Raw genomic sequence first — 14,097 nt, forward strand, 5'->3', positions numbered from 1 at the left:
GATCTGTATAGTTATGCACATGGCACTCAAGGTCGCAGTCTCTGGAGCCTCCGGATACGTCGGCGGCGAGGTCCTGCGCGTCTTCAGCGAGCACCCGGACGTCGAATTCGGCTCGCTCACCGCGCACTCCTCCGCCGGCGATCGATTGGGGGTGCATCAGCCACACCTGCGAACCCTCGCGGCTCGCGAGATCGTCGAGACGAGCGTCGACACGCTCGCGGGCCACGACGTCGTCGTCCTCGCCCTGCCGCACGGGACCAGCGGTGAGATCGCGGCGCAGTTGCCGCCCGACACCCTCGTGCTCGACTGCGGCGCCGACCATCGCCTCGCCTCCTCCGCGGCCTGGGCCGAGTACTACGGCGGCGACCACTCCGGCGCCTGGCCCTACGGCATGCCCGAGCTCATCACCGGGAGCGGCCACCAGCGCGACGCTCTCGCGGGCGCGAAGCGCGTCGCCGTGCCCGGCTGCAACGTCACCGCCGTCACCCTGGGCCTGCAGCCCGGCGTCGCGGCGGGAGTGGTCGACCCGACCGACATCACGGCCGTCCTCGCGGTCGGCTACTCCGGCGCGGGCAAGAAGCTCGCGACCAACCTGCTGGCCTCCGAGGGCCTGGGCGCGGCGAGCCCCTATGCCGTGGGCGGCACTCACCGTCACATCCCCGAGATCGTGCAGAACCTCGAGGTCGCCGGCGCCGAGGACGTCAAGATCAGTTTCACGCCCACCCTCGTGCCCATGGCCCGCGGCATCCTCGCGACCATCACCGCGCCGCTGGCCGCGGGTGTGAGCGCCGATGAGGTGCGCGCCGCGTGGGAGAACGCGTACGCCGACGAGCCGTTCGTCCACGTCCTCCCCGAGGGACAGTGGCCCACCACCGCCGCCACGCTCGGCGCCAATACTTGCCTGGTGCAGGTCGCCGTCGACAAGAAGGCGGGCCGGGTGGTCGTGGTGAGCGCGATCGACAACCTCGTCAAGGGCACCGCGGGAGCGGCCCTCCAGTCCATGAACATCGCGCTGGGGTATCCCGAGACCACCGGCCTGCAGCTTCAGGGGGTAGCGCCGTGAGCGTGACCGCAGCACAGGGCTTCGTCGCGGCAGGCGTCGCGGCCGGCATCAAGTCCACCGGCGCCAAGGACGTCACCGTCGTCGTCAACGACGGGCCGTCCAAGGTTGCCGCCGGGGTCTTCACGACCAACCGCGTCGAGGCGGCACCCGTGACGTGGTCGCGTGAGGCCGCCTCCGATGGCCGCATCGACGCCGTCATCCTCAACTCCGGCGGCGCCAACGCGTGCACCGGACCCGAAGGGTTCGCCGACACCCACGCCACGGCCGAGCATGTCGCGCAGGCGCTCACAGCCTCCGGCCGCGAGACCGGCGCTGGCGACGTCGCCGTGTGCTCCACCGGGCTCATCGGCGTGCGCCTGCCGATGGACAACCTTCTCGCTGGGGCCGATGCCGCCATCGCGGGCCTGAGCGCCGACGGCGGCCAGGATGCCGCCGAAGGCATCATGACCACCGATTCCGTCTCCAAGACGGCCGTCGCGACCCGCGACGGCTGGACCGTGGGCGGCATGGCCAAGGGAGCGGGCATGCTCGCCCCCGGCATGGCCACCATGCTGTGCGTGGTGACCACCGACGCCCAGGTCGATGCCGCGACCGCCCAGGCGGCCCTCGCATCGGCCGTCGCCTCGACCCTCAACCGCGTCGACTCGGACGGCTGCATGTCGACCAACGACACGGTGTTGCTGATGGCGTCCGGCGCGAGCGGCGAGACCCCAGACGCCGCGGCGTTCGAACAGGCCCTCACCAAGGTCCTCGCGAGCCTGGCCCGCCAGTTGGTGGCCGATGCCGAAGGCGCCGCCCACGACATCGCCGTCACCGTGCGCGGAGCGACCACCGAGGCCGCCGCCGAGGCGGTCGCCCGCGCCATTACCCGCTCCAACCTCTTCAAGACCGCGATCTTCGGCAACGACCCCAACTGGGGCCGCATCATCTCGGCCGCAGGCACCGTGCCCGCGGAGGTGGCCCCGTTCGACGCCCGCACCCTCGACGTGTGGGTCAACGGCATCCAGGTCTGCCGCGCCGCCGGCGTGGGGGAGGACCGCGACCTCGTCGACCTCACCGGGCGCGAGGTGGAGGTCATCGTCGAGCTGCATGCCGGCGACGCCTCTGCCACCGTCTGGACCAACGACCTCACCCACGATTACGTCCACGAGAACAGCGCCTACTCCTCATGAGCACCGACATCGAGTACCCCGACCTCACGCCCCAGCAGAAGGTGGGCGTCCTCATCGACGCCATGCCCTGGATCGAGTCCTTCACGGGCGCCACCGTCGTCATCAAGTACGGCGGCAACGCCATGATCGACGACGACCTCAAGGCCGCCTTCGCCCAGGACGTGGTGCATCTGCGCCTCCTGGGCCTGCACCCCGTCGTCGTCCACGGCGGCGGCCCGCAGATCAACGACATGCTCGGCCGCCTGGGCATCGAGTCCGAGTTCCGCGGCGGCCTGCGGGTCACGACCCCCGAGGCCATGGATGTGGTCCGCATGGTCCTCACCGGCTCCGTGTCGCGTGAGCTCGTGGGACTCATCAACGACCATGGCCCGCTCGCCGTGGGCCTGTCGGGCGAGGACGCCGGCCTGCTGCAGGCCAAGCGCCGCACCGCCGAGATCGACGGCCAGCCCGTCGACGTGGGCCAGGTCGGCGACGTCGTCAAGGTCAACCCCGCGGCGATCGAGGACATCATCCACGCGGGCCGCATCCCCGTGGTCAGCACCGTCGCGCCCGACATGGACGATCCCACCACTGTGCTCAACGTGAACGCGGATACCGCCGCCGCCGCCATTGCGGTGGCGCTGCGCGCCCGCAAGCTCGTCATGCTCACTGATGTCGAGGGTCTGTACGCCAATTGGCCCGACCGCAGCTCGTTGGTGCGCCGCATCCACGCGAGCGACGTGGAAAAGCTGCTGCCCTCGCTCGCCTCCGGCATGGTGCCCAAGATGGAGGCATGCCTGCGCGCCGTGCGCGGCGGCGTGCCCCAGGCGCACATCATCGATGGCCGCGAGCCCCACTCGGTGCTCACCGAGATCTTCACCACCTCCGGTATCGGCACCATGGTGCGCCCCGACGACACGGACCTGTGGGCATGAGCGCGCAGCAGCCCCTCAGCACCCACGGTGAGGCCGGCCTCGAGCGCGGCGCCGTCGACCTGCAGCGCTACCAGCACTCCCTGATGGGCACCTTTGGCGTGCCCATGCGGGTGCTGAAGCGCGGCGAGGGCTCCTACGTCTGGGATGCCGACGGCAACCGCTACCTGGACCTGCTGGGCGGCATCGCGGTCAACGCGCTGGGCCACGGCCACCCCGCGTGGGTCGAGGCCATCGCCACGCAGGCGGCGACCCTGTCGCACACGTCGAACTTCTTCGCGACCGAGCCCCAGATCGCCCTGGCGGAAAAGCTGCTGGACCTCGCGCAGGCGCCGACCGGCTCGCGTGTCTTCTTTGCGAACTCCGGCACCGAGGCCAACGAGGCCGCCATCAAGATGGCCCGCAAGACCGGCAAGAGCACCATCATCGCGCTCGAGGGCGGCTTCCACGGCCGCTCGACCGGCGCCCTCGCGCTGACCCACAAGGAGGCCTACCGCGCCCCCTTCGCTCCGCTCATCGGCGACGTGGTGTTCGTGCCCGTCAACGATGAACAGGCGCTGGCCGATGCGGTGGCCGCCCATGCGGACGACCTGTCCGCGATCGTGCTCGAGCCCATCCAGGGTGAGGCCGGCGTCATCCCGCTGACCCACGCGTACCTGACGAAGGCCCGCGAGCTCACTCGCCGCCACGACGCGCTGCTGGTATTCGACGAGGTCCAGACCGGCGTGGCCCGCACGGGTGCGTGGTTCGCCCACCAGCTGCACGGCATCCAGCCCGACGTCATGACGCTCGCCAAAGGCCTCGGCGGCGGGTTCCCCATCGGAGCCGTCATCGCCTTCGGCGAGCGCTGCGGGACCATGCTCGGCAAGGGCGAACACGGCACCACATTTGGTGGCAACCCGCTCGCCGCGGCCGCCGCTTTGGCCACGCTACGTGTCATCGAGGACGAGGACCTGATCGCCAACGTCAAGGCCGTCAGCGCGCACCTGCGCGAGCGCCTCGAGGCGATGGCGGGTGTGCTCGAGGTGCGCGGCGAGGGGTTGCTGCTGGGCATCGGCCTGGCCGCTCCGGCGAGCGCCGAGATCGCCCAGGCGGCCGTGGCTGCGGGATTCATCGTGAACCCGCCCAGCCCTGACACGCTTCGCCTGGTGCCCGCGCTGACCCTCACGACCGCCGAGGCGGACACCTTCCTCACGTGGATCGAGGGCCACCTGGCCGCGCATCCCCTCACCTCAGGAGACCAGTGATGACCCGTCACTTCCTGCGCGACGACGACCTCACGCCTGCCGAGCAACGCGAGGTCCTCGAGCTCGCGCTCGCCATGCGGGGCGACCGCTTCTCGCGCCGGCCGTTTGAGGGCCCGCAGGCCGTGGCCATCATCTTCGACAAGCACTCGACGCGCACGCGCGTGTCGTTCTCCGCCGGCGTCGCCGAGCTGGGTGGCTACCCGCTCGTGATCGACTCGCAGAGCTCGCAGATGGGCCGCGGAGAGCCGATCGCGGACACCGCGCGCGTGCTCGAGTCCATGACGAGCGCGATCGTGTGGCGCACCTTCGGCCAGGAGCTCCTTGAGCAGATGGCCGAGGGCACTTCGGTGCCCGTCGTCAACGCGCTGACCGACTCCTTCCACCCGTGCCAGATCCTCGCGGACCTTGCCGCGGTGGCTGATGCGCGCGGCGGTGTCGGCGCGTTGTCCGGCCTGGACCTCGCGTACGTGGGCGACGGCGCGAACAACATGGCGCACTCCTACCTGCTGGGTGGGGCGCTGGCCGGCATGCACGTGCGCATCGGCACCCCGGCTGGCTACCTGCCGGACGCCGATGTGGTCGCGCGCGCCGAACAGATCGCCGACGAGACCGGCGGTTCGGTCCTCGTCACCACGAGCCACGACGAGGCCGTCACCGGCGCCGACGTGATCGCCACCGACACCTGGGTGTCCATGGGCGACGAGGCTCAGAAGGCCGAGCGTGCACAGGTCTTCACGCCGTACCAGGTGAACGCGCACACGCTCGAGCTCGCCGCGCCCGGCACCCACGTGCTGCACTGCCTGCCCGCCTACCGCGGGCAGGAGATCACCGCCGACGTCATCGACGGCGAGCAGTCGCTCGTGTGGCTCGAGGCCGAGTACCGCCTGCACGCCCAGAAGGCGCTGCTGACGTGGCTGGTGGAGCACTGAACGTCATGACCCAGACCATCCCCGCGACGAAGGCGGCGCGCCAGGCGCTCATCCGTCGCATCATCGAGACCGAGGCGGTGCGCTCGCAGGGCGAGCTCGCGCTGCGGCTCGAGCAGCAGGGGATCCACGTCACCCAGGCGACGCTGTCACGCGACCTCGTCGACATCGGTGCCATCAAGGTGCGCGGCCTCGGCGGCGCCCACGTCTACGCCACCTCGGACTCGCTGACCGCGTCCGAGGACACCGACCAGCGCCTCACCCGGCTGTGCGGCGAGCTCCTGCTCGCGGCGGACGGCTCCGCCAACCTGGCGGTCATCCGTACCCCGTCGGGCGCGGCCCAATACCTTGCGAGCGCCATCGACCAGCACGACGACATCGAGATCCTCGGCTGTGTGGGCGGCGACGACACCATCATGGTGATCTCTCGCGACCCGGACGGCGGCCTGCGCCTCGCGCAGCGCTTCCTGGAGCGAGCCGCGGGCGGCGGCCACTAGCAGGCCGTTCGCCCCTCGCCCCAGCAGCAGTTTCCGGCCTCACGCCGGCACCACCATTCAGAGCAATGCAAGGAGACAGACATGACGGACAGAGTCGTACTGGCCTATTCGGGCGGACTCGACACCTCGGTAGCGATCGGCTGGATCGCCGATGCCACGGGCGCCGAGGTCATCGCGGTGGCGGTTGACGTCGGCCAGGGCGGCGAGGACCTCGAGGTCATCCGCCAGCGCGCGCTCGACTGCGGCGCGGTGGAGGCCTACGTCGCCGACGCGCGCGACGAGTTCGCCGAGGAGTACTGCATGCCCGCGCTCCAGGCCAACGGCCTGTACCAGGAGAAGTACCCGCTGGTCTCGAGCCTGTCGCGCCCCGTCATCGTGAAGCACCTCGTTAAGGCCGCCCGCGACTTCGGCGGCACCACCGTGGCCCATGGCTGCACCGGCAAGGGCAATGACCAGGTTCGCTTCGAGGTGGGCATCACCTCGATCGCCCCCGAGCTCAAGTGCATCGCCCCGGTGCGTGACCTCGCGCTGACCCGCGACAAGGCCATCGAGTACGCCGCCCGCCACGAGCTGCCCATCGAGACCACCAAGTCCAACCCGTTCTCGATCGACCAGAACGTCTGGGGTCGCGCCATCGAGACCGGCTTCCTTGAGGACATCTGGAACGCGCCCACCAAGGACATCTACAACTACACGGATGACCCGGCCTTCCCGCCGGTGCCCGACGAGGTCGTCATCACGTTCGAGCACGGCATCCCCGTCGCGATCGACGGCGAGAAGGTCACGCCGCTGCAGGCGATCGAGATCATGAACAAGCGCGCGGGTGCCCATGGCATCGGCCGCATCGACATCGTCGAAGACCGCCTGGTCGGCATCAAGTCTCGCGAGGTCTATGAGGCTCCCGGCGCGATCGCCCTCATCGAGGCGCACCGCGAGCTCGAGAACGTTACCCTCGAGCGCGAGCAGGGCCGCTTCAAGCGCCACGTCGAGCAGAAGTGGTCGGAGCTGGTCTACGAGGGCATGTGGTCCTCGCCGCTGAAGGACAACCTCGACACGTTCATCTACGACACCCAGAAGTATGTGAACGGCGATATCCGAATGGTCCTGCACGGCGGCCGCGCCACCGTGACCGGCCGCCGCTCGGACACCGGCCTGTACGACTTCGCTCTCGCCACGTACGACGAGGGCGACGCGTTCGACCAGTCCGCCGCCCGCGGCTTCATCGAGATCTACGGCTTGGCCGCCAAGCAGGCCGCGGCGCGCGCCGAGCGCCTGAACGGCTGAGAGGGACACTGTCATCATGACTGAGCAGCACGGTACGAACGAGGGACACCTGTGGGGCGGCCGCTTCGCCGACGGCCCCGCCGAAGCCCTCGCGCGCCTGAGCAAGTCCACGCACTTCGACTGGCGCTACGCCGACGACGACCTGCGCGGATCCATCGCTCACGCGCACGCCCTGCAGCGTGCCGGGCTGCTCACCGATGACGAGACCTCGACCATGGTCGACGGCCTCGAGGCGCTGCGCACCGACGTGGCGTCCGGGGCCGTCGGCCCGGCCGAGTCCGACGAGGACGTCCACGGCGCCCTCGAGCGCCTGCTGATCGAGCGCATCGGCCCCGAGGTCGGCGGCAAGCTGCGCGCGGGCCGTTCGCGTAACGACCAGATCGCGACCCTCCCGCGCATGTACCTGCGCCGCCACGCCCGCATCATCGCCGTCGGGGTGCTGGACGTCGTGGACGCCCTACTGGAGCAGGCCGACCGCCACCTCGACGCCCCCATGCCGGGGCGCACCCACTTCCAGCACGCACAACCCGTGACGCTGGGCCACCACCTCATGGCCCACGCGTGGCCGCTGCTGCGGGACGTCGAGCGCCTCACCGACTGGGACGCACGCGCCGCGTTCTCCCCGTACGGAGCGGGTGCGCTGGCCGGCTCGACCCTGGGTCTCGACCCGCAGGGTGTCGCCGACGAACTGGGTTTCCTCGCCCCGTGCGAGAACTCGATCGACGCGACCGCCTCGCGCGACGTGATCGCCGAGTTCACGTGGGTGACGGCGATGATGGGCGTCGATCTGTCGCGCATCGCCGAGGAGGTCATCGCCTGGGCGACCGTCGAGTTCGGCTTCGCCGGCCTGGACGACGCCTATTCGACCGGCTCGTCGATCATGCCGCAGAAGAAGAACCCGGATATCGCCGAGTTGGCCCGCGGCAAAGCAGGGCGCCTCATCGGCGACCTCACCGGCTTGTTGGCGACCCTCAAGGGCCTGCCGCTCGCGTACAACCGCGACATTCAGGAGGTTCACGAGCCCGCCCTCGACGCGGTCGAGACGCTCGAGGTGCTCCTGCCCGCGTTCGCCGGCATGATCCGCACGCTGGTGTTCCGCGAGGAGCGCATGGCGGAGCTCGCCCCTGCGGGCTTCTCGCTCGCGACGGACATCGCCGAGTGGATGGTCAAGCAGGGCACCCCCTTCCGTGTGGCCCACGAGGTCGCCGGCGCCTGCGTGCGACTGTGCGAGAAGCGCGGCAAGGAACTGCACGAGCTCACCGAGGACGAGCTGCAGGCGATCCACCCCGATCTCACCGTCGACGTCCTGTCGGTCCTCACCGTTGAGGGCTCGCTCGCGGCCCGCGACGGCATCGGCGGCACCGCCCCGGCGCGCGTGGTGGAACAGGGCAAGGCGGCCCGTGCGAGGGTCGCCCACTTCCGGCCCTGGGCGGCCGCCGCGAGCTGACGGCCCTTTCGCGTTAGCGTCGTCCCTGGCAGGATGCACACGATGAGCCTCGACGACATGCTGAACGATGCGCTACGCCTGCTGGCGTGCGAGTCGCCATCCTCGGACCTCGAAGCCGTCGCGCGCAGCGCCGACCTCACTGCGGAGGTGCTGGGCGCCCGTTTCGCCGCCGCGGGGCTGCCCGCGACACCCGAACGCATCGTCATCGACGGCGTCACGCACCTGCGCTGGCGCTTCGGCGTGCCCACCCGCGTGCTGCTCCTCGGCCATCACGACACCGTCTGGCCGCACGGATCGCTCGCGACGCACCCCGTCCAGGTGAGCGACGGGGTCCTCACGGGGCCGGGCTGCTTCGACATGGTCATCGGTCTCGTGCAGGCCGCCCACGCCGTCGCGTCCCTGGCCTCTCGGGGCGCCGATGCCGTGGCGGGGGTCACGCTCCTTGTCACCGGGGATGAAGAGGTCGGCTCCGTCACCTCGCGCGCCCTGCTCGAGGACGAGGCATCCGGCGCCGACGCCGTCCTGGTTCTCGAGGCCTCCGGTCCCGGCGGCGCCCTCAAGACGGCGCGCAAGGGCACGTCGATGTACACGGTGCATGCTCACGGACGCGCCGCGCACGCCGGCCTCGAACCCGAAGCGGGTATCAACGCCGGCGTCGAGCTCGCCCACCTCATTCATGCCATCGCGGACCTCGGGGACGCATCGCTCGGTACGACCGTGACGCCCACCTCCGGGCGCATCGGCAGCACGCTCAACACGGTGCCGGCGACCGCCTCGATCGATGTCGACGTGCGCGCCTCGTCCGCCGCCGAGCTGGAGCGCGTCGATGCCTCCATCCGCAGCCTCGCGCCCACCGTGTCCGGGGCGAGCCTCAGCATCGACGGCGGTATTAATCGCCCCCCTCTCGAACGCGAGCGGGCCGCGGGGCTGTACGCGCGCGCCTCCCGCATCGCCCCCGAGGTTGGCATCGCGGACCTGTCCGACTGCGCCGTCGGGGGCGCCTCTGACGGCAACTTCACCGCGGGGCTTGGCGTGCCCACCCTCGACGGGCTCGGCGGTGTGGGCGGGGGAGCGCACGCCGACGACGAACACGTCCTCGTCGCCCATGTCGAACCCCGTACCGCGTTGTTGGCCGCCATCATCGACGACGTGCTGAGGAACCCGGCATGAGTGAGGCCGCCGAAGCGCGCGTGGAGGCCGACGCTGCGGCGAGCGCCGCCGGTGTCGTCATCCGCCCCCTCGGCGCCACCGAGACCTGGGACGCCGCCGTCCTGCTGCAACAGCTGTGGGGCAACGCCGTGATCGAGGCGCCGCTCATGGCGGCGCTGCGACATAGCGGCGCGTACGTCGCGGGTGCGTACACGGACGCGCGACTCGTGGCCGCCTGTGTCGGCTACTTCGCCGTGCCACTGGGCGATGCTTTGCACTCCCACGTCGCCGGCGTCGCGCCCGAGGCGGCGCGCCGCGGCATCGGCCTCGCGCTCAAACTCGATCAGCGTGCCTGGTGCCTCGAGCGCGGACTGACCCGGGTGACCTGGACCTTCGACCCGCTGGTGGCGCGCAACGCGGCCTTCAACATCGGCCGACTGGGCGTCAGCGTCGAGGAGTACCTCGTGGACTTCTACGGCGAGATGGCCGATGCCGTCAACGTCGGGCAGGGCAGCGACCGGCTGCTCGTCGCCTGGGACCTCACACGTCCGGTCGGCGTGCACGGTGGCGCCCTGCCCGCCACTCCCTCCGCCCTGCGTGTGCCCGTCCCCGCCGACATCGAGTCATTGCGCCGCAGTGACCCCGCCCAGGCGGCCGACTGGCGGGCGCGGTTACGTACGGAACTGAACGGACGCATCGGCCGCGGCTGGTCCGTCACGGGCTTCGACGACCATTCCTACCTCTTGGAGCAGACCCCATGATCCTCGACACCGTGACCCTGCAGACCTTGCGCGTGCCGCTCGTCACCCCGTTCACCACCTCCTTCTCCACCCAGACGGCGAGGACGGTCCTCACCGTGCGCGTGGACGCGCGGGTGAACGGCGTCGAGACGACGGGCTGGGGGGAGTGTGGAGCCCTTGCCGAGCCCGTGTACTCCGAGGAGTACGCCGCCGGCGCGGCCGATGTCATCGAACGGTTCCTGCTGCCACGGCTCGCGGCGGCCTCGCGCGACGACCGACTGACGGCCGAGACCGTCGGCGAGGTCCTCGAGCCGATCGTGGGGCATCGCATGGCGAAGGCCGCACTCGAGGCCGCCGTGCTCGATGCTCAGCTGAAGGCGTCCGGACTGTCGTTTGCCGCCTACCTCGGCGCCACCCGTACGCGCGTCCCTTCGGGCGTGTCCGTGGGCATCCAGGACTCTATCCCGCGGCTGCTCGACACCGTGGCGGGCTACGTCGACGAGGGATATCAGCGCATCAAACTCAAGATCCAGCCCGGATGGGACGTGGAGCCGGTGCGTGCGGTGCGCGAGGCGCACCCCGACGTGCCCTTGCAGGTCGATGCGAACGCGGCCTACACCCTCGTCGACGCCGCGCATCTGCGCCGCCTCGACGCCTTCGACCTGCTGCTGATCGAGCAACCGCTCGCCGAGGACGACCTGCGTCAGCACGCCGAGCTTGCGCGCGTCATGACCACTCCCATGTGCCTCGACGAGTCGGTGGTTTCGGCCGCCTCCGCTGCCGACGCCATCCACCTGGGCGCGGCCGCCGTCATCAACATCAAGCCCTCGCGCGTGGGCGGCTATCTCGAGGCTCGCCGCATCCACGACGTCGCACGCGCCAGCGGCATTGCGGTGTGGTGTGGCGGGATGCTCGAGACGGGACTGGCCAGGGGAGCCAACGCCGCCCTCGCGGCGCTGCCGGGGTTCACGCTGCCGGGCGACATCTCCGCGTCCTCCCGCTTCTACGCCGAAGACCTCACTACGCCGTACGTGATCGACGACGGCCACATCGCCGTGCCCACCTTCCCCGGGCTGTGCGAGGAGCCTCACGCCGACGCCCTCGCACGCTTCGGCGACGCGGCCCGTGTCGTGAGCGTCGCGTAGGCAGCCCGTACCCTGGGCCGATGCCCCAGTCGCCGCTCGACGACCTCGCCGCGCGTGTCGCGGCGGCCCCACCCACCTCGGGTGGCAGCCGCATCGTCCTGATCGACGGTCCCGCGGGAGCGGGCAAGACCACCCTCGCCTGCCGCCTCGCCGGCATCCTCCATGACGCGCCAGTGCTGCACGCCGACGACATGTATGAGGGATGGGGCGGGCTCGCGACTCTCACACCGCTGCTCGTCGGCCAGGTGGTGAAGCCGCTCACGTCCGGAGCGCCGGCGACGTTCGCGCGGTGGGACTGGCACCAGGGAATGCGGGGCGAGGAACTGACGCTGGCCCCCGCACCTGTTGTGCTGATCGAGGGCGTCGGCGTGGGCCAGCGCGACGCTCGCAGCCACGCGAGCCTCCTCATCTGGGTCGAGGCGCCGGTCGATGTGCGCCATGAGAGGTGGCTGCACCGCGAGGGCGCCGACAGCGAGGGACACTGGCGTGCCTGGGCGCGCGGTGAGCGCGAACACTTTGCGGCGGACGGCACGCGGGGAGCCGCCGACCTCATCGTGGACGGCGGGGCCGTGGAGTGGACCGGAGCCTAGCGTGGGGATGTGGGCCGGCGCGGGGACCATGTCACTTCTCACGCGGGACCATGTGACCCGTTGCAGTATCTGAGAGACCTCTCAGGTCCGGGGTCCTACCTTTGAACTAGTCGCTGGGTACGCGACGACCCGAGTCGGTTGGACCCTCATGGATGTCCACCCCTCAGCGCCGATTCGAGGCTTCTGGGCGCGTACCCAGCGACAAATCTTGTCTGGCGGATGTCCCTCGCCCAAATGTTGCCCGTGTCAATGGCGATGCGGGCGCTTCACCTTCTCGGCGTATGGGCCTGGCACAATGGCCACACCATGAACGATCACATCCTCGACGAGCTCGCCTGGCGCGGGCTAATCTCCCAGACCACCGGTGAAGACGAGCTGCGTGCGGCTCTCGACGAGGGCCCGATCACTCTGTATTGCGGCTTCGACCCGACGGCGCCCAGCCTTCACATTGGCAACCTGGTCCAGATCCTCACGGTCAAGCGCTTCCAGCAGGCCGGCAACAACCCGTTGCTCCTCGTGGGTGGTGCGACGGGATTGATCGGCGACCCCAAGATGGCGGGGGAGCGCACACTGAACCCGGTTGAGGTCGTCCATCAATGGGTGGAGCGCATCCGTGGCCAGATCGAGCCTTTCCTCGACTTCGAGGGTGAGCATGCCGCCACCATGGTGAACAACTTTGACTGGACCAAGGACATGTCCGCCATCGAGTTGCTGCGCGACGTGGGCAAGTACTTCCGGATGGGCACCATGCTCGCGAAGGACACGGTGGCGCGCCGGCTGAACTCGGACGACGGCATCTCGTACACCGAGTTCAGCTACCAGGTGCTGCAGGGCATGGACTACCTCGAGCTGTACCGCCGTCACGGGTGCAGCCTCCAGACGGGTGGCTCCGACCAGTGGGGCAACCTCACGTCGGGAACCGAACTCATCCGCAAGGCCGAAGGCGTCAGCGTGCATGCGCTGTCGACGCCGCTGATCACCAAGGCGGACGGCACCAAGTTCGGCAAGACCGAGTCCGGCACCGTGTGGCTCGATCCCCAGATGACGAGCCCGTACGCCTTCTACCAGTTCTGGCTCAACCAGGCCGATGCCGACGTGGCCAACTACCTCAAGGTGTTCACCTTCCGCACGCGTGCGGAGATCGCCGAGCTGGAACGGCTGACGGCGGAGGAGCCCTTCAAGCGTGAGGCGCAGCGCACCCTGGCGTACGACGTGACCGCACTGGTGCACGGGCATGCGACGGCCGCTGCTGTGGTTACCGCATCGCAGGCGTTGTTCGGGCGGGCCGAGCTGGCCGATCTCGATGCCGAGACCCTCTCTGGGTGTGCTGCGGAACTGGGCTCGGCCGAGATCGCGGAAGAGACCCTCGTGGTCGATGCGCTGGTGGAGGCCGGCATCGTGCAGTCGAAGTCGGACGCTCGTAGGGCCATCCAGGACGGCGGGGCCTACGTGAACAACGTCAAGGTTGACGGCCTCGACGCGGTCGTCACCGCTCATGCCCCGCTTGCCGGGGGCTGGTTTGTCCTCCGGCGCGGAAAAAAATCTGTGGGACTTGTGCGGGCGTAGTCGCCCACCTCAGAGCCCCTGGCAGCCGCCACTACTGCGTTTGCCAGGGGCTTTGTTGCTCCCGGAGGCGCGACACGCCCGAGATTCACGCGATTTGACGGGTGCCCGCTCAAGCCCGTAATGTCTTCCTCGCTGCCAAGGAAGGGAGCGCGGGACGAAAGCGAAAAGCTTGAGGCCCGCCCCGCCAGACAGCCAATCTCCACTGAGAAACCCGGGTCGCTGAAGCGTGCTCGAGGGTGTAAGGTTGAGAGCCCTGGACGAAACACGGTTGAAACCGGCCGACAACGCCGATTTGACACCGCGGATCGAACAGTGTAAGTTAGAAGGGTTGCCCCAAATCCGAGCCGAAAGGCAAAGATG

Annotated in this window: 13 protein-coding genes; all 13 read left to right on the forward strand. The window is 69.8% G+C overall.

Annotated elements, in window-relative coordinates:
• Positions 1-13 precede the first annotated feature (13 nt).
• The 13 genes from argC to tyrS all read left to right on the forward strand — a co-directional run bounded on the left by argC (position 14) and on the right by tyrS (position 13,737).
• A complete protein-coding gene (gene argC / locus B7K24_RS12990; protein WP_084130765.1) occupies positions 14-1,063 on the forward strand; it encodes an N-acetyl-gamma-glutamyl-phosphate reductase in 1,050 nt (349 codons plus the stop codon).
• Positions 1,060-2,235, forward strand: coding sequence for a bifunctional glutamate N-acetyltransferase/amino-acid acetyltransferase ArgJ (argJ, locus tag B7K24_RS12995; RefSeq protein WP_084130766.1), 1,176 nt, complete (start codon positions 1,060-1,062; stop codon positions 2,233-2,235). The genes argC and argJ overlap by 4 nt, the downstream gene beginning before the upstream one ends.
• The gene (gene argB / locus B7K24_RS13000) at positions 2,232-3,149 is read left to right on the forward strand and encodes an acetylglutamate kinase (protein WP_084130767.1); all 918 of its coding nucleotides are present in this window, start codon (positions 2,232-2,234) and stop codon (positions 3,147-3,149) included. The genes argJ and argB overlap by 4 nt, the downstream gene beginning before the upstream one ends.
• Positions 3,146-4,393: an acetylornithine transaminase gene (locus B7K24_RS13005; RefSeq protein WP_084130779.1), complete on the forward strand. Its 1,248-nt coding sequence runs from the start codon at positions 3,146-3,148 to the stop codon at positions 4,391-4,393. The genes argB and B7K24_RS13005 overlap by 4 nt, the downstream gene beginning before the upstream one ends.
• Positions 4,393-5,322, forward strand: a complete 930-nt coding sequence (gene argF / locus B7K24_RS13010) for an ornithine carbamoyltransferase (protein ID WP_084130768.1) — start codon at positions 4,393-4,395, stop codon at positions 5,320-5,322. The genes B7K24_RS13005 and argF overlap by 1 nt, the downstream gene beginning before the upstream one ends.
• 5 nt (positions 5,323-5,327) lie before the next feature.
• Positions 5,328-5,816: an arginine repressor gene (argR, locus tag B7K24_RS13015; RefSeq protein WP_084130769.1), complete on the forward strand. Its 489-nt coding sequence runs from the start codon at positions 5,328-5,330 to the stop codon at positions 5,814-5,816.
• A gap of 81 nt (positions 5,817-5,897) precedes the next feature.
• The gene (locus B7K24_RS13020; RefSeq protein WP_084102817.1) at positions 5,898-7,100 is read left to right on the forward strand and encodes an argininosuccinate synthase; all 1,203 of its coding nucleotides are present in this window, start codon (positions 5,898-5,900) and stop codon (positions 7,098-7,100) included.
• Positions 7,101-7,116: 16 nt separating this feature from the next.
• Entirely contained in the window at positions 7,117-8,547 is a 1,431-nt protein-coding gene (gene argH, locus B7K24_RS13025) for an argininosuccinate lyase (protein ID WP_084130770.1), read from the forward strand.
• Between the two features lie 42 nt (positions 8,548-8,589).
• Positions 8,590-9,717 carry a M20/M25/M40 family metallo-hydrolase gene (locus tag B7K24_RS13030; RefSeq protein ID WP_084130771.1) on the forward strand — a complete coding sequence of 376 codons (1,128 nt, stop codon included), beginning with the start codon at positions 8,590-8,592 and terminating at the stop codon, positions 9,715-9,717.
• Complete coding sequence (locus B7K24_RS13035; protein WP_084130772.1) at positions 9,714-10,457, forward strand: hypothetical protein; 744 nt, start codon at positions 9,714-9,716, stop codon at positions 10,455-10,457. The genes B7K24_RS13030 and B7K24_RS13035 overlap by 4 nt, the downstream gene beginning before the upstream one ends.
• Complete coding sequence (gene menC / locus B7K24_RS13040; protein WP_084130773.1) at positions 10,454-11,581, forward strand: o-succinylbenzoate synthase; 1,128 nt, start codon at positions 10,454-10,456, stop codon at positions 11,579-11,581. The genes B7K24_RS13035 and menC overlap by 4 nt, the downstream gene beginning before the upstream one ends.
• Before the next feature lie 20 nt (positions 11,582-11,601).
• A complete protein-coding gene (locus B7K24_RS13045) occupies positions 11,602-12,171 on the forward strand; it encodes a uridine kinase (protein ID WP_084130774.1) in 570 nt (189 codons plus the stop codon).
• 306 nt (positions 12,172-12,477) lie between these two features.
• Complete coding sequence (tyrS, locus tag B7K24_RS13050; RefSeq protein WP_084130780.1) at positions 12,478-13,737, forward strand: tyrosine--tRNA ligase; 1,260 nt, start codon at positions 12,478-12,480, stop codon at positions 13,735-13,737.
• Positions 13,738-14,097: the final 360 nt, after the last annotated feature.

Source organism: Demequina sp. NBRC 110055 (assembly GCF_002090135.1).
In the GTDB taxonomy this organism is placed as follows: domain Bacteria; phylum Actinomycetota; class Actinomycetes; order Actinomycetales; family Demequinaceae; genus Demequina.